General features: G+C 60.8%; 9 protein-coding genes and 7 pseudogenes. 8 read left to right on the top strand and 8 right to left on the bottom strand.

The features are described 5' to 3' along the window. Nucleotides 1-2,959 (top strand): non-ribosomal peptide synthetase (locus K7431_RS27675; protein WP_224316757.1); only part of this gene is annotated, 2,959 nt, incomplete at its 5' end. 158 nt (nucleotides 2,960-3,117) lie between these two features. Here the strand turns inward: K7431_RS27675 and K7431_RS27670 are convergent. Both K7431_RS27670 and K7431_RS27665 read right to left on the bottom strand, forming a co-directional pair. After that, a complete protein-coding gene (locus K7431_RS27670) occupies nucleotides 3,118-5,553 on the bottom strand; it encodes a TonB-dependent siderophore receptor (protein ID WP_012723749.1) in 2,436 nt (811 codons plus the stop codon). A 110-nt stretch (nucleotides 5,554-5,663) separates the two neighbouring features. After that, the gene (locus tag K7431_RS27665) at nucleotides 5,664-7,316 is read right to left on the bottom strand and encodes a cyclic peptide export ABC transporter (RefSeq protein WP_012723750.1); all 1,653 of its coding nucleotides are present in this window, start codon (nucleotides 7,314-7,316) and stop codon (nucleotides 5,664-5,666) included. Nucleotides 7,317-7,516: 200 nt separating this feature from the next. Between K7431_RS27665 and K7431_RS27660 the strand changes: the two genes are divergently transcribed. Continuing rightward, the gene (locus K7431_RS27660) at nucleotides 7,517-8,347 is read left to right on the top strand and encodes a N(5)-hydroxyornithine transformylase PvdF (RefSeq protein WP_043205223.1); all 831 of its coding nucleotides are present in this window, start codon (nucleotides 7,517-7,519) and stop codon (nucleotides 8,345-8,347) included. A 1,306-nt stretch (nucleotides 8,348-9,653) separates the two neighbouring features. Here the strand turns inward: K7431_RS27660 and pvdO are convergent. From pvdO to pvdM, 3 genes are read right to left on the bottom strand one after another with little or no spacing between them, the layout of a single operon-like run. Beyond that, nucleotides 9,654-10,514 carry a dihydropyoverdine dehydrogenase gene (gene pvdO, locus K7431_RS27655; RefSeq protein WP_012723752.1) on the bottom strand — a complete coding sequence of 287 codons (861 nt, stop codon included), beginning with the start codon at nucleotides 10,512-10,514 and terminating at the stop codon, nucleotides 9,654-9,656. 34 nt (nucleotides 10,515-10,548) lie between these two features. Then, nucleotides 10,549-11,820: a pyoverdine-tailoring periplasmic protein PvdN gene (gene pvdN, locus K7431_RS27650; protein WP_012723753.1), complete on the bottom strand. Its 1,272-nt coding sequence runs from the start codon at nucleotides 11,818-11,820 to the stop codon at nucleotides 10,549-10,551. Nucleotides 11,821-11,838: 18 nt separating this feature from the next. After that, complete coding sequence (gene pvdM, locus K7431_RS27645) at nucleotides 11,839-13,188, bottom strand: pyoverdine-tailoring dipeptidase-like protein PvdM (RefSeq protein WP_012723754.1); 1,350 nt, start codon at nucleotides 13,186-13,188, stop codon at nucleotides 11,839-11,841. A 142-nt stretch (nucleotides 13,189-13,330) separates the two neighbouring features. Here pvdM and pvdP point away from each other — a divergent pair, with 142 nt between their 5' ends. Then, a complete protein-coding gene (gene pvdP, locus K7431_RS27640; protein ID WP_012723755.1) occupies nucleotides 13,331-14,956 on the top strand; it encodes a pyoverdine maturation tyrosinase PvdP in 1,626 nt (541 codons plus the stop codon). A gap of 454 nt (nucleotides 14,957-15,410) precedes the next feature. Further along, a pseudogene (locus K7431_RS27635) lies at nucleotides 15,411-20,678 on the top strand (amino acid adenylation domain-containing protein); the annotation flags it as partial. Between the two features lie 80 nt (nucleotides 20,679-20,758). Here K7431_RS27635 and K7431_RS27630 read toward each other — a convergent pair. From K7431_RS27630 to K7431_RS27620, 3 pseudogenes are all read right to left on the bottom strand, one after another. Further along, a pseudogene (locus tag K7431_RS27630) lies at nucleotides 20,759-21,601 on the bottom strand (IS4-like element IS50R family transposase); the annotation flags it as partial. A gap of 296 nt (nucleotides 21,602-21,897) precedes the next feature. Then, a pseudogene (locus tag K7431_RS27625) lies at nucleotides 21,898-22,095 on the bottom strand (CatA-like O-acetyltransferase); the annotation flags it as partial. 140 nt (nucleotides 22,096-22,235) lie between these two features. Further along, nucleotides 22,236-22,328, bottom strand: a pseudogene (locus K7431_RS27620) (SMR family transporter); the annotation flags it as partial. A 232-nt stretch (nucleotides 22,329-22,560) separates the two neighbouring features. On the opposite strand from K7431_RS27620, the pseudogene K7431_RS27615 reads away from it, so the two are divergent. The 4 genes and pseudogenes from K7431_RS27615 to K7431_RS27600 all read left to right on the top strand — a co-directional run. Beyond that, nucleotides 22,561-22,887: pseudogene (locus K7431_RS27615) on the top strand (IS4 family transposase); the annotation flags it as partial. Nucleotides 22,888-22,915: 28 nt separating this feature from the next. Beyond that, nucleotides 22,916-23,710, top strand: a complete 795-nt coding sequence (locus K7431_RS27610) for an aminoglycoside O-phosphotransferase APH(3')-IIa (protein ID WP_000572405.1) — start codon at nucleotides 22,916-22,918, stop codon at nucleotides 23,708-23,710. Between the two features lie 172 nt (nucleotides 23,711-23,882). Next, nucleotides 23,883-24,074, top strand: a pseudogene (locus tag K7431_RS27605) (class A beta-lactamase LEN-27); the annotation flags it as partial. Between the two features lie 1,385 nt (nucleotides 24,075-25,459). Beyond that, nucleotides 25,460-25,603: pseudogene (locus K7431_RS27600) on the top strand (tyrosine-type recombinase/integrase); the annotation flags it as partial. Between the last annotated feature and the right edge of the window lie 308 nt (nucleotides 25,604-25,911).

Here is a 25,911-nt window from a genome sequence, read left to right as displayed (position 1 = left end):
GGGTGGGGAGGCGCTGTTCGACAGCATTCTGGTGTTTGAGAACTACCCGGTGTCCGAAGCGCTGGAGCAGGGCGCACCTTCAGGGCTCACGTTTGGCGCCGTGCACAGCCTGGAGCAAACCCACTATCCGTTGACCGTCTTGCTGGGCATCGGTGACACCTTGGGCCTGGAGTTCAATTACGACCGTCAGGCATTCAGCGCGGCGCATATCGAACGGTTGGCCGAGCACTTCCAGCAGGTGTTGCAGGCATTGGCAGTGGATGGCGCCCAGCGTCTGGCAACGTTGCCTTCGCTGGCCCGTTCCGAGCGCGAAACGGTCCTGCATGCCTGGAACGCCACGGCCACGGACTACCCGCTGCACCTGCCGGTGCATCAGTTGATCGAAGCCCAGGTGGTGCGCACGCCGGACGCACCGGCGCTGGTATTTGCCGGGCAGGTGTTGAGTTACGCCGCGCTTAACCGTCGGGCAAACCGCCTGGCGCATCGCCTGATGGCGGCCGGCGTCGGGCCGGATGTCCTCGTGGGGCTGGCGGTTGAGCGTTCGATTGAAATGGTCGTTGGCCTGCTGGCGGTACTCAAGGCAGGTGGCGCTTATGTGCCGCTGGACCCGGAATACCCCCGCGATCGATTGGCCTACATGCTGCAAGACAGCGACGTGAAGCTGTTGTTGACCCAGGCGCATTTGCTGGAGCAACTGCCGATTCCAGCGGGCTTGCACAGCCTGGTGCTGGAGCAGGGCGATGAGGGGTTGCAGGCCTACGCCGAGCGGAATCCGCAGGTCGTCGTCGATGGCGAAAACCTCGCCTATGTGATCTACACCTCGGGCTCCACCGGCCAACCCAAAGGTGCGGGTAACCGCCATTCGGCGCTGACCAACCGACTGTGCTGGATGCAGCAGGCGTATGGCCTGGACGGCAGTGACACGGTCTTGCAGAAGACGCCGTTCAGTTTCGACGTGTCGGTGTGGGAGTTCTTCTGGCCGTTGATGACCGGTGCGCGCCTGGTGGTGGCAGCGCCGGGCGACCATCGTGATCCGGCCAGGCTGGTGAGCCTGATTAACGCCGAACAAGTCACTACGTTGCACTTTGTGCCGTCCATGCTCCAGGCCTTCTTGCAGGATGCCGGCGTCGGCGCCTGTCACAGCCTGCAGCGCATTGTGTGCAGCGGTGAAGCACTGCCGGTGGATGCCCAGCAACAGGTGTTCGCCAAACTGCCACGTGCCGGGTTGTACAACTTGTATGGGCCGACCGAAGCGGCAATCGACGTGACCCACTGGACCTGCGTCGACGAAGGGGGTGACGCCGTGCCGATTGGTCGGCCGATCGCCAACCTGGGCTGCTACGTGTTGGACGGCAACTTGGAACCGGCACCCGTTGGCGTGTTGGGTGAACTCTATCTCGGCGGCGTCGGCCTGGCGCGCGGTTATCACCGTCGGCCGGCGCTGACCGCCGAACGCTTTGTGACCGATCCGTTCGGCAGTGGCACCCGTTTGTATCGCACCGGAGACCTGGCGCGTTATCGCGACGATGGGGTGATCGAGTACGCCGGGCGCATCGATCACCAGGTCAAGCTGCGTGGCTTGCGCATCGAATTGGGTGAAATCGAGGCCCGCCTGCTGGAGCATGCGTACGTGCGTGAAGCGGCGGTGCTCGCCGTGGACGGCACGCACCTGGTGGGCTACCTGGTGCTGCAGGCGCCGAGCGAGGATTGGAAAGCACAGGTGGCGATGCACCTGGCGGCGCAGTTGCCGGACTACATGGTGCCGGCGCAGTGGGTAGTGTTGACACAGATGCCGCTGAGCCCCAATGGCAAGCTGGATCGCAAGGCGTTGCCTAAACCGGAGGCGCAAGGCGCGGACGCTTATCAGGCCCCGCAAAGCGCCATCGAGCAGCAAGTCGCGGCGATCTGGCGTGATGTCCTCGGTGTTGAGCGCGTAGGGCTAAACGACAACTTCTTCGAGTTGGGCGGTCACTCCTTGCTGGTGCTGATGCTCAAGGAGCGTATCCGTAAAGTCAGCGGTGTCGGCTTGTCCGTCAGCCAGTTGATGCTTAACCCGACGGTACGCGGCCAGGTCAACTGCCTGCAGGGCGACGCGCGCAGCTCGTTGATCGTCAAGCTCAACAGCCAGACCGAAGGCACACCGTTGTTCATGTTCCACCCAAGCTTCGGTTCGGTGCATTGCTACACCGCGATTGCCCTCGCGCTCCGGGAGCAGCGTCCGGTGTTCGGGGTGATTTGCCGTGCATTGGCCGAAGACGGTGCAGCAGTGCCCGAATGGCAAGCCATGGTCGAGGATTACGCCGAGCAACTCCTGTTGGCCCAGCCTCAGGGCGCCTTCCGCCTGGCAGGCTGGTCGTTGGGTGGCAACCTGGCGATGGAAGTCGCCTACGTGCTGGAGCAAGCGGGACGCGACGTCGAGTTTGTCGGCTGGATCGACGCCGCGCCGCCGCAGTGGCTCACGCCCTATTGGCAGGCGGTCGTCACCGAGGATGACCGTGAAGTCTCGGCGAACGAGCGGCGTGCGGCCTTGTTGGGCGTGATGTTCCCGGCGTTTGCCGAGCGGATTCAGGCGGCCTGGCAGCAATGTCAGCGCGATGCCCAAGACGAAGCGGGGCAATGGCAAGGGTTTATCGCCTGGGCCGAGCAGACCCTGGGCGACGCCTTTACCGGTATCAAGGACGAGTTGCTGCGTGGCAATGAGGCGCAGATTTCCTGGGAGGTCGACCGCGCGCTCAGTGAGCGTCTGTCGGCGGCGGACTTCAAGCCGATCAAGGCCCCGGTCAGTTGCTGGTGGGCGTCCATGAGCCGCGCCGGGCAGTTCAAGGACCTCATCGAGCAGCACATGGCAAGCACCCTTGTTCAGGGGCGGATCGAGCGTTCAGTGATGATCGAGACTGATCACGACGGGATCATCGACAGTGCCGAGTTCATCCGTAGCCTGGTGGCCGCCATGGAATAACACATCAGGTGATGAAGACTGAACCTGTGGCGAGTGGGCAAGCTCACTCGCCACAGGGGACTCGCCACAGGGGAGGGCGGGGCACAAAAAAGCCCGATGAAAGCAGCGCTTCCATCGGGCTTTTGGTTGATCGCCGCCAGGGCGATCAAGGCATCACATCAGAAGTCCCAGCGGGTGCTGAACATCACGTTGCGCGGCTCACCGTAGGCCGCCGAGTTATAGAAGCCCACGTTGGTGTAGTAGGACTTGTCGAAGATGTTGTTGAAGTTGACAGTCGCCGAGAGGTTCTTGGTGACCTGGTAGCGGGTCATCAAGTCCACCAGCCAATAGGACTTCTGGGTGATGTCCTGGTTGGTGTTGAGCGGCGAGTTGTAGATTTCATACCAACCCTTGCTCTGCCAGCGCAGGCCGCCACCGATGGTGAATTGGTCCAGGTCGCCCTTGAGTTTGTAGGTGGTGTTCAGGTTGACCTGGTGCTCAGGCTCGAAGGTGGAGATTTTCTTGTCGTCATCGTCACGCACGATCTTGTGGGTGTAGCCACCCTGTACTTGCCAGCCCGGCGCCAGTTCACCGGAAACTTCAGCTTCATAGCCTTTGGTAACGGCCTTGGAACCCTTGAACGCGTAGTTGTTCGGGGCCGGGGTCTGGTTGTTGTAGGCATCGTCCGAGATAGCGCGGTTGGTCTCATGCACTTCGAAGTAAGCAAGGCTGGCGTTCAGGCGGCCATCGAGGAAGTCGCCCTTGAGGCCCAACTCATAGTTTTGCCCTTCATCCGGTTCCAGCAGCTTCTGATTCCGGTCTTTGTAGGTGCTTTCCTGGGGTTGGAAAATATCGGTGTAGCTGGCGTACGCCGAAATGTTGTCATTGAGGTCGTAGACCACACCGGCGTAAGGAACGAAGCGGCCGGTTTCCTTGTAGGAAGGGTTGATACCGGTGACGTGGTAGTTGGCGACGCGCCCACCGAGGATCACGTGCAGGTCATCCATCACGTTCAAGCGTGTGGTCATGTAGTAGCCGGTCTGGCGGATGGTATCGTCGATGTATTGCTGGACAGGGCCGTAGATCGGCTTGGCAATGTGGCCATTCCAGTTATAGAAATCGACTTTATTGCCGCCTGGCCATTCCGGCGACCAGTACCCCTTGCCTTGCCAACGCGACGTGCCGATCGAGCCGCCCACCACCAGTTCATGTTCGCGGCCAAACAGGCTGAAAGGCCCGGTGGCGTAGAGGTCGGCGGAGGTGCTTTTGGTTTCGCCGGTGTATTTCTGACCGTTGACCTCGGCGGTGCCATCGGCTGCCGGCTGGACAAACTGGATCGAACCGAGGTCGGCATGGTAGCTGTTGATCTTGTGGTCGAGCTGGAATTTGGTGACCCAGCCGTCACCCATATCATGCTCAAGCATGGCAAAGGCGGTGCGGGTGTTCTGTTCCCAGGAGCTCCAGGTGGCGCCGTTGTTGTAGGAGCGTGGCATCTTGTTGATGCTGCCGTTGGAGTTGACCAACGGGAACGAACCAGACCAGCTGGAGCCTTTCGGAATGTTGTCCTGATAGTCGAAGCCGACGGTCAACATGGTGTCGGGGGACAGGTCGAACTCGGTAATGCCGTAGTAGGTTTCGGTCTTGCGCGAGTAATGGTCCATGAAGGACTTTTTGTCCTGGTACGCCGCCACTGCACGGCCCCGGACATTGCCGCTGTCGGTCAACGGGCCGCTTACATCCACTTCGCTGCGATAGTTGTCCCAGGAGCCAGCGCCCAATTGCACATGGCCCTTGAACTCCGACGTCGGCTTCTTGCGGATCAAGTTGATGGTCGCGCCCAGGGAGCCGGCGCCGTTGAGCAGGCCGGTGGCCCCCTTGAGCACTTCGACGCGGTCGTAGATCGCCATGTCGCTGAGGGTGTTCCCCGCCGAGTAGCCGACGTTGCGCACGGTGGACGGAATACCGTCGTACTGGAAACTGTTGACCGAGAACCCACGCGAGTAATAGTTGGTACGGTCGGTGTCATAGGCCGATACGGTGATGCCAGGCGTGTGGCGCATCACGTCATCGACGTTGTTGAGGCCGAAGTCCTCGATATGTTGGCGGGTAATCACCGTGATCGACTGCGGGGTTTCCCGCGGGGTCAGGGTCAGCCGCGTGGCCGTGGCAATGGTGCCCGGCGTGTAGGAGCCGGAGCCCTCGGTGATGTTGCCCAGCACGTTGCCGGTCACTTGGGTCGGACTCAATTCCAGCCCGGCGGACGCGCCGGCGGCGGTAACGGTCAGCGCGTTGCCACTGAGGCTGTGAGTGGTCGAAGTGCCTGCCAGCAAGGTGTTGATCGCCTGCTGCGGATCCAGTTTACCTTTGATCGCCGTGCTGTTTTTTCCCGCCACGTCGGTCGGGCTGTACAGCACCTGCAGGTTGGCCTGGCGGCCGAATTCCTGCAGTGCACTCCCCAGTGCCTGTGCTGGAATATCCAACTCGATCTCCTGTGCCTGCACATAGCCGGCAACCGGCAGCGATACCGCTAGGGCAAGCGCGCTCGGCAGAAGGTTGATGTTCAGGGCCCTGGTTAGCGCTTTGCTCAGTGGGCTGAGACCGAGTCGTGCTGACATGGATGGTTTCTCTTCTATGTTTTAAGTGGGCAAATTTTAATGTTTATTGAGGTTAGTTCTCATTACCACTAGTGAGACGTTCCTACTTCGGAAAACCGGAAAAGAAAATGTCATGCAGGCTCCATTTCATGCATCACCTGGCCGGCGCGCAGCCGTACCAACTGATCGGCGATGTCGAAATAGCGGTCGTCATGGCTGATCACGATGATGGTTTTGCCCAGGCGCTTGAGGTCCGGCAGCAGCTCGGTATAGAAAATCCGGCGGAAGGCCGGGTCCTGGTCGGCGGCCCATTCGTCGAATACCAGCACCGGGCGTTCCTCCAGCCAGGCATTGACCAGTGCCAGGCGCTTGCGCTGGCCGGTGGACAGGTCGGTGGTGCTGAACACACCGTCCTTGACGCTGACTTTGTGCGCGATCTCCAGGCGTTCCAGGTATTTAGTGGCGCTGTCCAGTGACTGGGTGGCGCTGCCCTGGACCAGGTCGTCGAACAGGTAGTAGTCGGCGAATACCGTGGTGAACAATTGGCGATAGTCATCGCGCTCGGGGTCGGTCACGGCCTCGCCGTTGAGCAGGATTTCGCCGGACTGCGGCGGGTAGAGCCCCAGCAGCAATTTGATCAGCGTGGTCTTGCCACTGCCGTTTTCGCCGACGATAAATACGATGTCGCCTTGGGCAATGCTCAGGTTGATCGGCCCCAGGTGAAACGGCTCGCTGCCTTCCACGGCCGGTGGGCTGTAGCTCACGTTTCGCAGTTCCAGGCTGTTGACGATCGGTGTCGGCGCCTCGCTGTCATCCATCAGCAGGTGCGGTTCAGGCGAGGAGAAGCGCTCCGACAACTCGCTGATACGCCCGAAGGCAATCTTCGCCTTGCCCACCACGGGCAGGTAACCCAGCAGGTGTTCCAGCGGGCCTTTCATGTACAACAGCACCAGCACGAAGCCGGTGATCACGGTCGGGTCCGGGTTCGGGTTATAGGCCTGCATCGCCAGGGCCAGGCCGATGACCACGAAGAACAGCATCGAGCCGAAGGTCTTGGCGAGGATGTAGATGTTGACCGAACGCACCTGGATATCGCTGATGCGGTCCGCCGTTTCCTGGATACGGTGGGTGTTCATGCGAAAGCGCCGTGGCCGATGCATACGCAGTTCCTTGGCGCCGGACGCGATGGCGTTGTAATAACGCTGCAATTCGTCTTCATGGCTGCGTGCCAGGTCAAAGCCTTGGATACCTTTGCCGCCAGCGATGAACTGCACGGCGCTGCCGATCACGATGGCGACGACCATCATCAGGAACATCGGCACCGACAGGTACGCCAGGTAGCCCAGGCAGCCCAGCGTCACCGTGGCGGCAATGGCCAAGGGCGTGAACGCGAAGGAGAAGTCGCTGATGGTGTCGACATCGTGGGTCAGCACCGGGATCAGTCGGTGGGAGCGGTAGCGCTCGATTTGCCCGATGGGCGCCGACAGCACCTTTTCACCCAGGTCTTTGCGCAGGGCGGCAATGATCCGTTGACCGACGTAGTTGGTGCCGATGTCGGAAATGATCGAGCTGACCAGCGCCAGCACGCACAAGGCTGCAAAGGTCAGGATCACGCCCTGGGTCATGCCTTGTGGCGAGTGCAGGGCATTATTGATCGTCGCCAGCAGCAACGTGATGGCCAGGCCGCCGGCCATGCCCAGGGCGACGGAGACGGTCACGAGGGTGCGAAAGGGCCTGAGCAATGCGAGCAAACCGTTGAAGGCGCCGCGCTTGGGGTCGGTCATAAATACTTCCCGGAAAGTGAAAAAGAGGGGGCTGGGCACACAGACCCTTACCCATGACAAACGAAGTGTCGGCGCGACTATTTAGCTCGGCGTGCCAGGCGGTGGCCGCGATGGATAAATTGGGCGGGGCCTGGTTCGTTCTTGTGGTGTAGGCGCACGCGTATCGGCGCGTGCCTGATCTATCCAGTGAGAGCGAAACAATGACGAAAAAGAACCTGGTGTATGTGTGGTCCCTGCGCAATGCCGCTGCCGACAAGGCTGGGCAGCCGGTGGCCTACAAGGACCACGAGCGCTACATGATGTCGGTGCTGGAATCCCTGGCGGGGGCACTGAACGACACGCCGCTGGGCGAGGCCTACAACCTGGTGGGGGTGGTGTATGACGATGACGAGCAGAACCCGCGTGACCAGCAATTGGTCAACGACTACGGTTTTGCCTACACGCCGGGCCGCCAGTGGCTGTACCCGGCCGACCTGCGGGTGCAGGGGCGCCTGGTCAATGACTTGCTGTTGAGCGTGCCGTCCACCTATCGCCGCCTGCCACGGGGCAGCGCGGAACACATCGCCGGCAAGCAGGACTTCGAACGCCGCCTGCACGACACGCTGGTGGAACTGAAGGCGGATATCGTGGTGCTGGACGGCCTGCTGGTGATCCTCGACGAGCTGGTGCGTCCCGGTGCACCGTTTGCCCGCCGCATCATGAACATTCACCCGGGCATTACCCGCATCGAATCGCCCTACGAGCGCCGTGGCGCCTACGCGACCTGGAACGCCCTGTACGGTGCGCGTGGGCTGACGGTCACCGATTGGACGACCAAGGCCACGACGCCATCGGAGCCGCTGTACCTCACCGGCGCGTCGTTCCACTACGTGGACAACGGCATCGACTCGGGTGAAGTGTTCCATGACGTGCTCAAGACCGAGATCTCGCCGGAGGACACCATCCTCGAACTGCGCTGGAACAACTTCAACAACAGCCTGTTTCCGGCGCTGCATGAAGGGTTGGCGTTGTTGGCGCGGAAGGGACTCTAAAGCGGGCACAGTTAAAAGTGTGGGAAGGAGGGCTTGCCCCCGATAGCAGTGTGGTGAATGATTCAGTGCCATCGAGGCATCGGTATCTACACAATTCTGGCTATGGCGCAGGACCTGTGGCGAGGGAGCTTGCTCCCGCCGGCTGCCTGACAGCTGACTACAATCTAACTGTCACCCCGTGATCCAAATGTGGGAGGGGGCTTGCCCCCGATGGCGGTGTGTCAGTCGATTCATCAGGTGACTGATTCAGCGCCATCGGGGTATCGGTATCTACACCACTCTGGGTATGGCGCAGGACCTGTGGCGAGGGAGCTTGCTCCCGTTGGCGGCCTGGCAGACGACTAGGATGTTGGATCAGACCGGGTACATATCCGTTATTTGGGTAACGGCCGCTATGGGTTCCGCTTTTACAGCGGCTCACTTTTGAAGAGCGCAAAAGTAAGCAAAACGCTCTTGCCCCAATACTCGGCACCTCGCTCACGCTCGGTGTGCCCGTAATCCGACAGGTATTTGGGGGGCCGCCGCCACGTGCCATCCATGGCGCGGGGCGGCTAAACCGGCATCCCTGCCGGTTTACCCCCCAAATCCCTGTCGAATTCCGGCCAGCGTGTTTGACGGGGCGCCTGAGATCAAAAGCTAGATCAAGATCAGGATCAAGAGCGGCTCGCTTCGCATCGTGGTTACCGTGGTTGCTGCAGCGTTGTGTAGATACTTATGCCACCGATGGCGCTGGGTCAGTCGATTCATCAGGTGACTGATTCAGCGCCATCGGGGCCTCGGTATCTACACAATTCTGGGTATGGCGCAGGACCTGTGGCGAGGGAGCTTGCTCCCGTGGCGGCCTGACAGCTGACCTGGATGTTGGATCAGACAGGGTACATATCCGTTATTTAGGTAACGGCGGCTTATGGTTCCGCTCTTACAGTGGGTCACTTTTTGAAGAGCGCAAAAAGTAACCCAAAACGCTTCGCCCCAACACTCGGCACCTCGCCTAGGCTCGGTGTGCCCTCACTCCGGCTTGAATCCGTGGGCCGCCGTCATGGGCCATCCTTGGCCCAGGACGGCTAACCCGGCGTCCTGCCGGGTTACCCACTGTTTCAAGCCTGCGTTCGGCCAACGTGTTTGACGGGGCGCCTGAGATCAAAAGCTAGATCAAGATCAGGATCAAGAGCGACTCGCTTCGCATCGTGGTTGCCGTGGTTGCTGCAGCGTTGTGTAGATACTTATGCCGCCGATGGTGGTAGGTCAGGTACTGATACACCCCCATCGGGGGCAAGCCCCTTCCCGCATTTGATCTCCTGCGTTATTACAGGTCGCGTACCACCCGAAAGCCAATCCAATCCCCCCGCGTCTGCGGGTAGATGTTGTTGCGGTTGCCCGAGCGCGAGAACACTGGCGCTTCTCCCCAGTCATTGCCGCGAATCATGTAGCCCTCGCAGTTCGGCTCCATCCACGCACTGCCGTCGGTAGGCGCGCCGATGTAGTTGGAGTGCTCGCAGTCGGCCACCCGTTCGTAGACGTTGCCATGCATGTCGTACATGCCAAACGCATTCGGCGGGTAGCTGCCGACAGGCGATGAGTAGCTGTACCCATCGGCCGGGCCATAGGTGTTGGCGTGCTTGGCGATGCTGTAGCCCTTGCCCTCATCGAACGGGAAGGGGAACGGCCCGGTAGAACCGGCGCGCGCAGCGTATTCACGTTGGGCTTCGCTGACCATGTGGTACTGCTGGCCGGTTTTTTTCGACAGCCAGGCCACGTACTGCTTGATGTCGTCCATGTCCATGCACACTGCCGGTTGGCGCGGGCCCTGGGGGTAGCGCGGCTTGCTGGCGATGCACTCGCGGCCGGGGCGGGTGTCACCGTCGGCGATCTTCACCCCGGTCTGGCGGATGTAGCTGTCCCATTCGCCGGCGGTGATGTGGAAGCGGCTCATGGCGAACGGCTTGGCGAAGGTCACGTCGTGCATCGGGCCTTCATCCGGCTCGCGGCCGACTTCATCCTCTGGCGTGCCCATGGTGAAGGTGCCGGCGGGCAGCACTACCATTTCCGGGCAGTCCTTGCAGTCCTTGAATACTTTGCCGGGTTGTGGCGCGGCGGCCTGGGCGAGGCTTGGCAACAAGGCGCCGCACAGGGCGGTCAGTGCCAATGCCGTGAGGGGTTTGTTCATGGAGTCCTCTCATTCAACGTGGAAAAGGTGTGCGTTACACCCGCTGGCCCAGCAACGTCATGAAGCGCTGGATCTCTGCGGAAGAATTGAGCAGCCCAGGCGCGGTGCGGATCACCGGGCCGACATCACGGTCTACCGCGTCAATCACCACACGGTTTTTCATCATGTAGGCGGCTACGGCGTCACTGTCCTGGCCCTTAACCCTGAAGAAAGTAAAGCCGGCCGACAGTTCGGGGCTGTGCGGGGTCACCAGTTCGATCCGCGGGTGGGCCAGCAGTTGCTCTTTCAGTTCGGTGTTCAGTGCATGGATGCGCGCCTGCACCGGCGCCTTGCCCAGCTGCAGATGCAGCTTGAAGGCCTCGTCCGCTGCCCAGCGATGCTCAAAGGCGTGGTAGCCGCCTGGGGTCATGCTGGTGGCGAAGTCTTTGTCTTCGGAGAAGGTCGGCACCATGGGGGTCACGTAGTTGTTTTGCGGGTCGCGGGCGCACACCAGTCCGGTGCCGCGTGGGCCGAACATCCACTTGTGGGTGCCGGCGATGAAGAAGTCACAGTGCATGTCCGGGAAATCGAGGTTTTCCACGCCGAAACCATGCACGCCGTCGACCACGTAGAGGAGGCGGTCCTTGGCGTCACGGTTGCGGTTGTGTTCTTCCACCAGTTTGCCGATTTCGCCGATGGGCAGTTTCACGCCGCTGCCGGACTGCACCCAGGTCATGCCGAGTACGCGCGTGTTGGGGCGGATATTGCGCTGGATGTTGCCCAGCACCTCGTCGATGGACACGCGGTTGGCGTTGTCGAACAGGCGAATCTTGCGAACCTGGGTCTGCTCCTTGCGCACGCGAAAGTCCAGGCTGTACTCGGTGGCATAGTGCTCGTGGACGGTGGTGAGGATCTCCTGGCCCGGCCGTACCTTGATCCCGCCATAAATCATCGCCAGCCCTTCGGAGGTGCTGCTGGTGAGGGCGATCTGCGCCGGTGCGGCCTTCAGGTAGCGGCCGGCCCACTCGCGTACCTGGCCTTCGCGTTTCCAGGCTTCCTGCAGGTCCCAGTCCATGGCCAGCCCTGGGTTGCGGTCGATCTGTGCGCGGTAACGCTCAATGGCCTCGCGCACCGGCTTGGGGTGCGTAGCCACCAGGAAATTGGAAAAGTGCAGGTAGTCCGGGTCCTGGTTGAACAGTTGCTTGAGCCCCGTCCATGGGTCATTGGTTGCGTTGGCGGCGACGGCCTGCGGGAGCAGGGCGGCGCCCAGTGGCAGGCTGGCGGCAAATACACCAGCCTGTTTGAGGAACGTACGGCGGTCGGTCATGGACGGGCTTCTGGATGATTAGCGGTTGGCCAAGGGCTTGGTGGCTTTTTGTACCTGGTCCCACACCCGCAGGAAGTTGCCTCCCCACAGCTTGGCGATGTCGGCTTCGGAGTAGCCGCGCTGGATCAGTTCGGCGGTGACGTTGCGTATTTCGCCGACGTTGTTCCAGCCCTCGACGCCGCCGCCGTCGTTGAAGTCCGACGCCAGGCCGACATGGTCGATGCCGATCTTGCGCACGGTGTAGTCGATGGCATCCCCCAGGTCCTTGAGGGTGGCCTTGGGTTCCTCATCGAGGATGGCGTACAGCGCGCTGGCGTACTCGCCGAACTTGTGTTCGGGCCAGGCGGCGATGATTGCGTCGCCCGGCATCAGCGCCATGGCCAGGTTGGGCAGGGGTGGCAGGTCAAAGCGGGCGCGCAGGGCGTTGAGCTTGTCCTGGGTCGGCTGGCTCAGTGGGCGCAGGTAGGCGGAGAACCCCACGATCTGCACCACGCCACCGCTGTGCTTGATCAGTTGCAGCTCTTTGTCGCTCAGGTTGCGCGGGATATCCACCGCCGCGCGCGGTGCCGAGTGCGACGCCACCATCGGCGTACGACTCAATTGCGCCACTTGCTCCAAGGCTTTGGTCGACATCTGCGACACATCGATGATGACCCCCAGGTCATTGAGGCGGTGCACCGCTTGCTTGCCGATCTCCGACAAACCGTCGAGGGCGTCGGTGGAGTCATTGAAAAACGGCAGCGGGCGCGACGAGTCCGACCAGGTGTTATTGCCCACATAGCTGAAGCCGAACATGCGCATGCCGCGTGCCGCCCACAGGTCCAACTGGTTCAGGTCGTTGCCCAGCGGGTAGGCGTTGAGCATGCTGATGAAAATCGCGAATTTGCCTTCGCCATGCAGGCGCCGGAAATCATCCGGGGTGTAGGCGATGGCGACCTGGTTGGGGTAGTCGCGCACCATGCCGCTGATAATCTTGTAGCGCACTTCCTGTTCGTGGCGCGCGGCTTCGACAAAACCGTCGGTGGGCTTGTGCGGCGCGTTGGGGCCGTTCCAGATTTCCGGCCAGCCGAAAATCGTCAGGGCGGCACCGGACAGGCGCCCACGTGCCGCCTTGGCCAGGTCGAACTGGCCCTCACCGTCCTTGTCGGCCTCGTTGCCGGCGGTGCCGAAATCCACCGGCACGGTGATGTGGCTGTCGAACGACAGCAGCCGATCCTGCATTTCATTGGCCTGCTTGATCACCTCCAGCGGGTAACCGGCATTGCCCTTGAACCAGTGATCCCAGACCAGGAAACCGGCCCCGGCACCGATGGCCAATGCCAGCGGCAAGCCGATATACAGCGCCTTTTTCGAACGTGGTTTTGTCATTGCCATCTCAGTCAGTTGAGGCCTTCGCTATCAGGGAAGAACGAGTGATGGGCGGGGAAATTTAGGCGGGCAGGGCGCGGCGGTAAATTTCCCCGGCGTGCAAACGTTCTAGCTCTGATAAAGCCGTTTCCTAAGGTAGACAATGACCATCTCTCGACGTGGGTTCATCGCAGGCCTGGCACTGACAGGCGCCGCTGTGCCGGCAGCCTTCTATGCCCATCGCGAGTTGACGCGCGAAGAAGAATTCCCCATCACCCCCGGCGAAGCCACCGTGGACCTGGCCGACACCGCCGGCCAGCACCTGGCGAACACGCTGCGCGGGGTCTGGGACCTGCGCCTGGAAGGCCGCGATGCCGGCCTCAAGGGCCTGCCGTTGCAAGGCCTGGCGCTGTTGCTCGACATCGCCCCCCGTGGGCGTGGCCTGCGCGGCTACCTGGACACCGCCGCCAACCTGCGCGCCGAAGGCGAACCGCGTTACCGCGTGCTCGGTGATCTGCTGACCGGGGAGAGCGCCGTGCTGTACTGGCGGTTGATCGACCGGGACTCGGCCGATGGCACGCCGGCCTATGAATTCAAGATGACCCTCGACGAAGTCTGGGCCGACTTCGGCAACGCCGGCAGTGGCACCCTCAGCGGGCAGATCCTCGACCTCGACCGCCCGTTGGCGCTCGTTGAGCGCGACAACCGTTTCATCGCCCATAAACAGTGGTTCCCGGAAGCCCGCCAGCGTATCGGCCTCAACCCGACCCTGCTGGCCTGGCTGATTTCCCCCGAGCACCGCCTGTTCCACCAGCTGTGGCACGCCAGTCGTGACCAGTGGCACAAACTCTCCGAAGAAAAACGCGACGCCCTGCGCGGCATCGGCTGGCAGCCCGGCCCGCGTGGCCAGGAGCGCGACGCACGGGGCAAGCGCAAGGACCGTAATGGCTCGGGGATCGACTTCTTCTTCATGCACCGGCACATGCTCGGCACCGCGCGCTCAATGCAGGACCTGCCCTCATGGCCGCAGTTCCCCGAGCCGCAACCGGCCCTGGAACGTGATCGCCTGGGCTTTCTGCGCTATTTCGACAACCACGACGGCTTCGCGCTGCCACCGACCTGGTTGGCGCCGGACGACGGCGACTACACCCAGTGGGTCAGCGACATCAAGAGCGCCGAGACCTACCACAGCAACTTCCAGGTCTGGGAGTCCCAATACCGCGATCCGCGCTACCTGGCCAAATTCACCCTGGGGCAGTTGGGCTCCGAGATGGAACTGGGCCTGCACGACTGGCTGCACATGCGCTGGGCCTCAGTGCCGCGCGACCCGTCGAACGGCGCGCCCGTGCCCTTCGCCCGCGACCCCTCCGACTTCGCCCCGCGCTGGTACGCGGCGGAAAACGACTTCCTCGGCGACCCGTTTTCCTCGCACGTCAACCCGGTGTTCTGGCACTTCCACGGCTGGATCGATGACCGTATCGAAGACTGGTTCCGCGCCCATGAACGCTTCAATCCAGGCGAAGTCAGGCGCATGGAGGTCAACGGCGTAGCCTGGTTCGCACCGGGACGCTGGGTGGAAGTCGGCGACCCTTGGCTCGGCCCGGACACCCATGGCTGCAGCACCACGCCGGGCCTGCAGATGGGCCGGTCGATGGAGATGGACCCGGAGACCATGAAGCTGGCATTGCGCATTACCTTCGGTGAAGACGAAAACCTATTACAGGGCCTGTTCAAGCGCGTGCCAAGACGACCGTGGTACGCCCGCCACCTCAAATTACCCTCCGCCTGAATTTGTGGTGGGCAGGCCTGTTGTGATGGGCAGGTTCGTTGTAGTGAGCGGGCTTGCCCCGCGCTGGGCTGCGAAGCGGCCCTAATCCGGCCAACTCGTTTTACCTGAAAGAACGCGGTGGCCGTGTTGGGGCTGCTTCGCAGCCCAGCGCGGGGCAAGCCCGCTCACCACAAAAAAGCCCGCTCACCACAGCAAGCCCGCTCACCACAAGGTCCCGCCAGCCACAGGCGTAAGGTGTTTTCATTGAGATTGAACCAACCCTGATCTCTCTTGTCCCCGCTTACCATGTCACCCCCCGCCTGCCAAATCCCTTAATTTTCCAAGCCTGCCGGAAGCCTCTCCAGGCCCCCGGCTGCGCCCGCTTTTTTTGGGCGCGCGGCGCCCAGCACCCGATTTACGCGGCAGCTGAAAACGGACTTTCTCCTCAACCGTGACTTACCAGGCAGGTTACCCCATGCAGTTCAGCGAATTATTGGCAGCGATTTCCACCCATGCGATCCGTCTGCAACTGGAAGAAGGCGACCTGATCATCCTCGGTGACGACGAGGCGTTGGATGATGCGCTGTGGGATCAACTGATTGCTCACAAACCCCGGCTGCTGGAACTGGTGGCCGAGCATGGCGGTGACTGGCTGAGTCCGGCCTACCGCATTACGCCGGACATGCTGCCGCTGGTCAGCCTCGACCAGGCGGCTATCGACCGTATCGTCGCGGCCATCCCTGGGGGCGCGGCGAATGTGCAGGACATCTATCCGCTGGCGCCGCTGCAGGAAGGCATGCTTTACCACCATCTGTCGGCGGAGCAGGGTGACCCCTACGTGCTGCACGCGCATTTCGAATTCGACAATCGCGCACGTTTGCACGCCTTTACCGAAGCGTTGCAATGGGTGATCGATCGCCACGATATCCTGCGCACCTCGATAGTCTGGGAGCGTCTCGACGAACCGCTGCAAGTGGTGTGGCGCAAGGCAAGCCTGGCGTGCGAAGCCGTGGATTTCGATGCGCGCAACGACCGCATGGACCTGGGCCAGGCACCGCTGCTGCGCCTGGTGTTTACCCAGGATTCGCTCACCGGGTGTGTGGCGGCGACCCTGCTGTTTCACCACACCATCCTCGACCACACCGCCCTGGATGTGGTGCGCCATGAAATCCAGTTGTACCTGGCCGGCGAGCAAGCCCAGGCGGGAGAGCCGGTGCCGTTTCGCAGCTACATCGCCCAAGTGCGCCATGGCGTCAGCGAGCAGGCCCATGAGGTCTTTTTCCGCGAGATGCTGGCGGATATCGAGGAGCCGACACTGCCTTTCGGTTTGCAGGACGTACAGGGCGACGGCCTGGGTATTGATGAGGCACGCCTTGCCGTCGACAGCGCGTTGAGCCGCCGTCTGCGCACCCTGGCGCGGCCGCTTGGCGTGAGCGTGGCGAGCATGATGCACCTGGCGTTGGCGCGCGTATTGGGCGTGGTCTCTGGGCGCGACGCGGTGGTGTTCGGCACCGTGATGCTCGGCCGCATGGGCGCGGGCGAGGGCGGTGAGCGGGCCCTGGGCATGTTCATCAACACCTTGCCCTTGCGCGTAGACGTGGGCGAGCAGAGCGTGCGCGCCGGGGTCAAGGCGACTCACGAACGCCTCACCACCTTGCTCAACCACGAACATGCCTCCCTGGCGCTGGCCCAGCGTTGCAGTGGCGTTGCCGCACCGACGCCGCTGTTCAGCGCCATGCTCAACTACCGCCACAGCGCCGCCACGGACATGGCCGAGGTGATCGAGATCGCCGAGGGCATCCGCGTACTCAGCGCCGAGGAACGCACCAACTACCCGCTGACGGTCAACGTCGATGACCTGGGTGAAGATTTCGCCCTGACCGTGATGGTCGACGCGTCCATCGGTGCCGAACGTGTCGCCACCTACCTGCATACCGCTCTGGAAAGCCTGGCCGAGGCCCTTGAACAGCGACCGGATATGCCGCTCAGCGGCCTGACTATCCTGCCCGACACCGAACGCCAGAGCCTGTTGCATCGCTTCAATCACAGCCCCGCGCTTTACGCCGACACCGCCCTGATCCACCAACACGTCGAAACCCACGCCGCCGCCCAGCCTGAAGCCATTGCCTTGCGCTTCGACAACCAGCGCCTCACCTACCGCCAGCTCAACGAGCGCGCCAACCAAGTCGCCCACCGCCTGCTGGCCCAGGGCATCCGCCCGGATGACCGCGTGGCGATCTGCGTGGAGCGTGGCCCGGAAATGATCATCGGCCTGCTGGGCATCCTCAAGGCCGGCGCCGGCTACGTGCCGATCGACCCGGCGTACCCGCTGGAGCGCATCGCCTACACCCTAACCGACAGCGAACCCTTGGCCGTGTTGGTACAAGCCAACACGCGCCATCTGGTTGGCGACTTGCCACAGGTCGACCTCAACGGCCTGCGCGGTGAATCCATCGTCAACCCGCGGGTCAACGTCAGCCCGGCCCACCTGGCCTATGTGATCTACACCTCCGGCTCCACCGGCCAGCCCAAGGGCGTGATGATCGAGCACCGCCAGGTTGCCCGCTTATTCACGGCCACCGAGCACTGGTTCGATTTCAACCGCAACGACGTCTGGGCGCTGTTTCACTCCTTCGCCTTCGACTTCTCGGTCTGGGAAATCTGGGGCGCACTGATGCACGGCGGCCAGTTGCTGATCGTGCCGCAACTGGTCAGCCGCTCACCGGACGAGTGCTACACGCTGCTGTGCGAAGCGGGTGTGAGCATTCTCAACCAGACGCCCAGCGCCTTTCGGCAATTGATCGCCGCACAAGGCCAGAACCCGCAGTCCCATTCCCTGCGCCAGGTGATCTTCGGCGGCGAAGCGCTGGAGCCGGGCATGCTCAAGCCGTGGTACGCCCGGGCGATCAACGCCGGCACGCAACTGGTGAACATGTACGGCATCACCGAAACCACCGTGCACGTGACCTACCGCGCCCTGGAGGCGGCGGACGCGCAGTTGGTGGGTGTCAGCCCGATTGGCGTGCGCATTCCCGATTTGCAACTGTATGTGCTCGACGCGCGTCGCGAGCCGTTGCCGCTGGGTGTGGTCGGTGAGTTGTACGTGGGCGGCGCCGGTGTGGCGCGCGGTTACCTCAACCGTGACGCGCTGACCGCCGAGCGCTTCCTGCCCGACCCAGCCACCGGCCTGCGTATGTACAAGACGGGTGACCTCGGTCGCCTGCTGGCCGACGGCAGCGTCGAATACCTGGGCCGCAACGATGACCAGGTGAAAATCCGCGGTTTCCGCATCGAACTGGGCGAGATCGAAGCGCACCTGGCCAGCGCCGAGGGTGTGCGTGACGCCGTGGTGGTCGCCCGTGAAGATGCGCCGGGTGACAAGCGCCTGGTGGCCTACGTGATTGCCGAAGGCGCACTGCGCGCCGCCGACCTGCGTGACCACCTGCTGCTGAGCCTGGCCGAACACATGGTGCCCAGCGCCTTTGTGCAGTTGGATCAATTCCCGTTGACCACCAACGGCAAGCTTGACCGCAAGGCACTGCCCGCACCGGACGCCGATGCCCTGGCTCGACGGGGCTATGAAGCCCCCCGAGGCGCGGTGGAAAACGCCATTGCGGCGATCTGGCAAGACCTGCTCAAGCTCGAGCACGTGGGGCGTGACGACAACTTCTTCGAACTGGGTGGCCATTCGCTGTTGGCGGTCAAGCTGATCGAACGCATGCGCCAGGTCGACCTCAGCGCCGACGTGCGTGTGCTGTTCGGCCAGCCGACCCTGGCGGCACTGGCGGCGGCGGTGGGCGGACAGCAAGAGGTACAGGTCCCGACCAACCTGATAACCCACGCCACCACGCACATCACCCCGGACATGCTGCCCCTGGTGGAACTGGACCAGGCGGCCCTCGACCACATCATCCAGCGCGTGCCCGGCGGCATCAGCAACGTGCAGGACATCTACGGCCTGGCGCCGTTGCAGGCCGGTATTCTCTATCATCACCTGGCAACCACCGAGGGCGATCCCTACGTGTTGCAGGTGCAGTTCAGCTTCAACGACCAGGCGGCGGTGGACGCGTTTATCCAGGCCCTGCACAGCGTGATCGAGCGCAATGACATCCTGCGCACCGCGATCCTCTGGGAAGGCCTCAATGAGCCGGTGCAGGTGGTGTTGCGCCAGGCCGCGCTGGCCGTCGAGCGTATCGACGAGCCTTTTGAGCAACTGCAGCAACGCTTCGATCCTCGCCACTTCCGCCTCGACCTGAGCCGTGCCTCGCTGATGCGTTTTGCCTACGCCGAGGAACAGGGCCGTTTCGTCGGCATCCTGCTGCTGCACCATATCCTGCTGGACCACACCGCCCTGCAGGTGTTGGTGGCAGAAATGAGCGCGAGCCTGTCCGGCAACAGCGCGCAATTACCCGACGCCGTGCAGTACCGCAACTATGTGGCCCAGGCACGGCTTGGGGTCAGCCAGGCGCAGCACGAAGCATTTTTCAGCGAGATGCTCGGCGATATCGACGAGCCGACCCTGGCCTTCGGGTTGCAGGACGTGAATGGCGACGGCAGCGGCATCCTTGAAGCCCACCTGCCACTGGAACCGGCCTTGAGCCTGGGCCTGCGCGAACAGGCGCGGCAATTGGGCGTGAGCACGGCGAGCCTGGTGCACCTGGCCTGGGCGCAGGTGCTCGGGCAAGTGTCCGGCCAGCAGGCGGTAGTGTTCGGCACCGTGTTGCTGGGGCGCATGCAGGGCGGCGAGGGCGCCGACCGGGCGCTGGGGATGTTCATTAACACCTTGCCGCTGCGCGTCAGCCTGGGCAGCGTCGGCGTACAAGCCGGTGTACGCGCCACCCACGCGCGCCTGGCGCAGTTGCTCGGGCATGAGCACGCGTCGTTGTCCCTGGCCCAGCGTTGCAGTGGCGTGCCGGGTTCGCTGCCGTTGTTCAGCACCTTGCTCAACTATCGTCACAGCGCGCCGGGCGAGGCGCCGGGGCACAGCCCGTTCGCGGCCTCCGGCATCCAGATTCTCAGTTCCGAAGAACGCAGCAACTACCCGCTGGTGCTCAACGTCGATGACCTGGGCACAGGCTTTGCCCTGACCGTGCAAGGCGTGGCGAGCCTGGACGTGCAGCGCGTGGGCGACTACATGCTCACCGCGTTGCGCCATCTGGTGACCGCCTTGCAGCAGGCGCCCACCACGCCGCTGCAGGCCATCTCGATCCTGCCGGCCGCCGAGCGCCACCAATTGCTGGTGGACTTCAATGCCACCGCCCGTGATTACCCAGCGCACCTCACCGTGCATCAACTGTTCGAGGCTCAGGCGCTGGCCCGTCCGGAAGCGGTGGCAGCGGTGCATGGCCCGCTGTCGTTGAGCTACCGCGACCTCAACCGGCGCGCGAACCGCCTGGCCCATCACCTGCTCAACCAGGGCGTGCAGCCGGGCGAAAGCGTGGCGATTGCGCTGCCGCGTTCGCTCGACCTGTTGATCTGCCAACTGGCGATCCTCAAATGCGCGGCGGTGTATGTACCGCTGGACGTCAATGCGCCGGTCGAGCGCCAGGCGTTTATCGTGCAAGACAGTGGCGCGCATCGGGTGCTCAGCAGCCTCGTAGACCTGAACCTGGACGGCCTGTCGCCGCGTAACCCTGAACTGCCCCAGTCCTCGGAGAGCGTCGCCTACATCCTCTACACCTCCGGTTCCACCGGTGCGCCCAAAGGCTGTCTCTTGATCAGATCTTGGATCTCGGGCGTAGTCCGGCACGTCGTACGGGTAGTGATGGTGATGGTGATGCTTAATTAATAACTTCGTATAGCATACATTATACGAAGTTATGGTTAACGGGGGATCCCCTGCGCCATCAGATCCTTGGCGGCAAGAAAGCCATCCAGTTTACTTTGCAGGGCTTCCCAACCTTACCAGAGGGCGCCCCAGCCGGCAATTCCGGTTCGCTTGCTGTCCATAAAACCGCCCAGTCTAGCTATCGCCATGTAAGCCCACTGCAAGCTACCTGCTTTCTCTTTGCGCTTGCGTTTTCCCTTGTCCAGATAGCCCAGTAGCTGACATTCATCCGGGGTCAGCACCGTTTCTGCGGACTGGCTTTCTACGTGTTCCGCTTCCTTTAGCAGCCCTTGCGTCCTGAGTGCTTGCGGCAGCGTGAAGCTTTCTCTGAGCTGTAACAGCCTGACCGCAACAAACGAGAGGATCGAGACCATCCGCTCCAGATTATCCGGCTCCTCCATGCGTTGCCTCTCGGCTCCTGCTCCGGTTTTCCATGCCTTATGGAACTCCTCGATCCGCCAGCGATGGGTATAAATGTCGATGACGCGCAAGGCTTGGGCTAGCGACTCGACCGGTTCGCTGGTCAGCAACAACCATTTCAACGGGGTCTCACCCTTGGGCGGGTTAATCTCCTCGGCCAGCACCGCGTTGAGCGCGATATTCCCCTGTTTTAGCGTGATGCGCCCACTGCGCAGGCTCAAGCTCGCCTTGCGGGCTGGTCGATTTTTACGTTTACCGCGTTTATCCACCACGCCCTTTTGCGGAATGCTGATCTGATAGCCACCCAACTCCGGTTGGTTCTTCAGATGGTCGTACAGATACAACCCAGACTCTACGTCCTTGCGTGGGTGCTTGGAGCGCACCACGAAGCGCTCGTTATGCGCCAGTTTGTCCTGCAGGTCGACGGATCATATCGTCAATTATTACCTCCACGGGGAGAGCCTGAGCAAACTGGCCTCACTAGTAGCCTGAGCAAACTGGCCTCAGGCATTTGAGAAGCACACGGTCACACTGCTTCCGGTAGTCAATAAACCGGTAAACCAGCAATAGACATAAGCGGCTATTTAACGACCCTGCCCTGAACCGACGACCGGGTCGAATTTGCTTTCGAATTTCTGCCATTCATCCGCTTATTATCACTTATTCAGGCGTAGCAACCAGGCGTTTAAGGGCACCAATAACTGCCTTAAAAAAATTACGCCCCGCCCTGCCACTCATCGCAGTACTGTTGTAATTCATTAAGCATTCTGCCGACATGGAAGCCATCACAAACGGCATGATGAACCTGAATCGCCAGCGGCATCAGCACCTTGTCGCCTTGCGTATAATATTTGCCCATGGTGAAAACGGGGGCGAAGAAGTTGTCCATATTGGCCACGTTTAAATCAAAACTGATCCGGTGATTGATTGAGCAAGCTTTATGCTTGTAAACCGTTTTGTGAAAAAATTTTTAAAATAAAAAAGGGGACCTCTAGGGTCCCCAATTAATTAGTAATATAATCTATTAAAGGTCATTCAAAAGGTCATCCACCGGATCAGCTTAGTAAAGCCCTCGCTAGATTTTAATGCGGATGTTGCGATTACTTCGCCAACTATTGCGATAACAAGAAAAAGCCAGCCTTTCATGATATATCTCCCAATTTGTGTAGGGCTTATTATGCACGCTTAAAAATAATAAAAGCAGACTTGACCTGATAGTTTGGCTGTGAGCAATTATGTGCTTAGTGCATCTAACGCTTGAGTTAAGCCGCGCCGCGAAGCGGCGTCGGCTTGAACGAATTGTTAGACATTATTTGCCGACTACCTTGGTGATCTCGCCTTTCACGTAGTGGACAAATTCTTCCAACTGATCTGCGCGAGCTTCACGCTGCCGCAAGCACTCAGGGCGCAAGGGCTGCTAAAGGAAGCGGAACACGTAGAAAGCCAGTCCGCAGAAACGGTGCTGACCCCGGATGAATGTCAGCTACTGGGCTATCTGGACAAGGGAAAACGCAAGCGCAAAGAGAAAGCAGGTAGCTTGCAGTGGGCTTACATGGCGATAGCTAGACTGGGCGGTTTTATGGACAGCAAGCGAACCGGAATTGCCAGCTGGGGCGCCCTCTGGTAAGGTTGGGAAGCCCTGCAAAGTAAACTGGATGGCTTTCTTGCCGCCAAGGATCTGATGGCGCAGGGGATCAAGATCTGATCAAGAGACAGGATGAGGATCGTTTCGCATGATTGAACAAGATGGATTGCACGCAGGTTCTCCGGCCGCTTGGGTGGAGAGGCTATTCGGCTATGACTGGGCACAACAGACAATCGGCTGCTCTGATGCCGCCGTGTTCCGGCTGTCAGCGCAGGGGCGCCCGGTTCTTTTTGTCAAGACCGACCTGTCCGGTGCCCTGAATGAACTGCAGGACGAGGCAGCGCGGCTATCGTGGCTGGCCACGACGGGCGTTCCTTGCGCAGCTGTGCTCGACGTTGTCACTGAAGCGGGAAGGGACTGGCTGCTATTGGGCGAAGTGCCGGGGCAGGATCTCCTGTCATCTCACCTTGCTCCTGCCGAGAAAGTATCCATCATGGCTGATGCAATGCGGCGGCTGCATACGCTTGATCCGGCTACCTGCCCATTCGACCACCAAGCGAAACATCGCATCGAGCGAGCACGTACTCGGATGGAAGCCGGTCTTGTCGATCAGGATGATCTGGACGAAGAGCATCAGGGGCTCGCGCCAGCCGAACTGTTCGCCAGGCTCAAGGCGCGCATGCCCGACGGCGAGGATCTCGTCGTGACCCATGGCGATGCCTGCTTGCCGAATATCATGGTGGAAAATGGCCGCTTTTCTGGATTCATCGACTGTGGCCGGCTGGGTGTGGCGGACCGCTATCAGGACATAGCGTTGGCTACCCGTGATATTGCTGAAGAGCTTGGCGGCGAATGGGCTGACCGCTTCCTCGTGCTTTACGGTATCGCCGCTCCCGATTCGCAGCGCATCGCCTTCTATCGCCTTCTTGACGAGTTCTTCTGAGCGGGACTCTGGGGTTCGAAATGACCGACCAAGCGACGCCCAACCTGCCATCACGAGATTTCGATTCCACCGCCGCCTTCTATGAAAGGTTGGGCTTCGGAATCGTTTTCCGGGACGCCGGCTGGATGATCCTCCAGCGCGGGGATCTCATGCTGGAGTTCTTCGCCCACCCCCGGCTGGCTGGTTTATTGCTGATAAATCTGGAGCCGGTGAGCGTGGGTCTCGCGGTATCATTGCAGCACTGGGGCCAGATGGTAAGCCCTCCCGTATCGTAGTTATCTACACGACGGGGAGTCAGGCAACTATGGATGAACGAAATAGACAGATCGCTGAGATAGGTGCCTCACTGATTAAGCATTGGTAACTGTCAGACCAAGTTTACTCATATATACTTTAGATTGATTTAAAACTTCATTTTTAATTTAAAAGGATCTAGGTGAAGATCCTTTTTGATAATCTCATGACCAAAATCCCTTAACGTGAGTTTTCGTTCCACTGAGCGTCAGACCCCGTAGAAAAGATCAAAGGATCTTCTTGAGATCCTTTTTTTCTGCGCGTAATCTGCTGCTTGCAAACAAAAAAACCACCGCTACCAGCGGTGGTTTGTTTGCCGGATCAAGAGCTACCAACTCTTTTTCCGAAGGTAACTGGCTTCAGCAGAGCGCAGATACCAAATACTGTCCTTCTAGTGTAGCCGTAGTTAGGCCACCACTTCAAGAACTCTGTAGCACCGCCTACATACCTCGCTCTGCTAATCCTGTTACCAGTGGCTGCTGCCAGTGGCGATAAGTCGTGTCTTACCGGGTTGGACTCAAGACGATAGTTACCGGATAAGGCGCAGCGGTCGGGCTGAACGGGGGGTTCGTGCACACAGCCCAGCTTGGAGCGAACGACCTACACCGAACTGAGATACCTACAGCGTGAGCTATGAGAAAGCGCCACGCTTCCCGAAGGGAGAAAGGCGGACAGGTATCCGGTAAGCGGCAGGGTCGGAACAGGAGAGCGCACGAGGGAGCTTCCAGGGGGAAACGCCTGGTATCTTTATAGTCCTGTCGGGTTTCGCCACCTCTGACTTGAGCGTCGATTTTTGTGATGCTCGTCAGGGGGGCGGAGCCTATGGAAAAACGCCAGCAACGCGGCCTTTTTACGGTTCCTGGCCTTTTGCTGGCCTTTTGCTCACATGTTCTTTCCTGCGTTATCCCCTGATTCTGTGGATAACCGTATTACCGCCTTTGAGTGAGCTGATACCGCTCGCCGCAGCCGAACGACCGAGCGCAGCGAGTCAGTGAGCGAGGAAGCGGAAGAGCGCCTGATGCGGTATTTTCTACTTACGCATCTGTGCGGTATTTCACACCGCATATGGTGCACTCTCAGTACAATCTGCTCTGATGCCGCATAGTTAAGCCAGTATACACTCCGCTATCGCTACGTGACTGGGTCATGGCTGCGCCCCGACACCCGCCAACACCCGCTGACGCGCCCTGACGGGCTTGTCTGCTCCCGGCATCCGCTTACAGACAAGCTGTGACCGTCTCCGGGAGCTGCATGTGTCAGAGGTTTTCACCGTCATCACCGAAACGCGCGAGGGCTCGATCCCCTCGCGAGTTGGTTCAGCTGCTGCCTGAGGCTGGACGACCTCGCGGAGTTCTACCGGCAGTGCAAATCCGTCGGCACCCAGGAAACCAGCAGCGGCTATCCGCGCATCCATGCCCCCGAACTGCAGGAGTGGGGAGGCACGATGGCCGCTTTGGTCGACGGATCAGTGAGGGTTTGCAACTGCGGGTCAAGGATCTGGATTTCGATCACGGCACGATCATCGTGCGGGAGGGCAAGGGCTCCAAGGATCGGGCCTTGATGTTACCCGAGAGCTTGGCACCCAGCCTGCGCGAGCAGGGGAATTGATCCGGTGGATGACCTTTTGAATGACCTTTAATAGATTATATTACTAATTAATTGGGGACCCTAGAGGTCCCCTTTTTTATTTTAAAAATTTTTTCACAAAACGGTTTACAAGCATAAAGCTTGCTCAATCAATCACCGGATCGTAACCAGTAATGTTATTTTCATAGCACCATCCCTCTTCATGTTAGACTAGTGTGCAGTAATATCGCCCTGAGCAGCCCGGTTTTCCAGAACAGGATCCCCCGTTAACGATAACTTCGTATAGCATACATTATACGAAGTTATCAGATCCCCCTGGA

The sequence above is a fragment of the Pseudomonas fluorescens group sp. genome, from assembly GCF_020093335.1.
In the GTDB taxonomy this organism is placed as follows: Bacteria; Pseudomonadota; Gammaproteobacteria; order Pseudomonadales; family Pseudomonadaceae; genus Aquipseudomonas; species Aquipseudomonas petroselini.
This window is presented reverse-complemented; position numbering and strand designations above follow the sequence as displayed.

Bases quoted from the DNA above. Each gene is read 5' to 3' on its own strand.
- pvdO (WP_012723752.1), bottom strand. From the start codon at position 10,514: ATGAACAAACCCCTCACGGCATTGGCACTGACCGCCCTGTGCGGCGCC.
- K7431_RS27670 (WP_012723749.1), bottom strand. From the start codon at position 5,553: ATGTCAGCACGACTCGGTCTCAGCCCACTGAGCAAAGCGCTAACCAGG.
- pvdP (WP_012723755.1), top strand. From the start codon at position 13,331: ATGACCATCTCTCGACGTGGGTTCATCGCAGGCCTGGCACTGACAGGC.
- K7431_RS27610 (WP_000572405.1), top strand. From the start codon at position 22,916: ATGATTGAACAAGATGGATTGCACGCAGGTTCTCCGGCCGCTTGGGTG.
- pvdN (WP_012723753.1), bottom strand. From the start codon at position 11,820: ATGACCGACCGCCGTACGTTCCTCAAACAGGCTGGTGTATTTGCCGCC.
- K7431_RS27665 (WP_012723750.1), bottom strand. From the start codon at position 7,316: ATGACCGACCCCAAGCGCGGCGCCTTCAACGGTTTGCTCGCATTGCTC.
- K7431_RS27660 (WP_043205223.1), top strand. From the start codon at position 7,517: ATGACGAAAAAGAACCTGGTGTATGTGTGGTCCCTGCGCAATGCCGCT.
- pvdM (WP_012723754.1), bottom strand. From the start codon at position 13,188: ATGACAAAACCACGTTCGAAAAAGGCGCTGTATATCGGCTTGCCGCTG.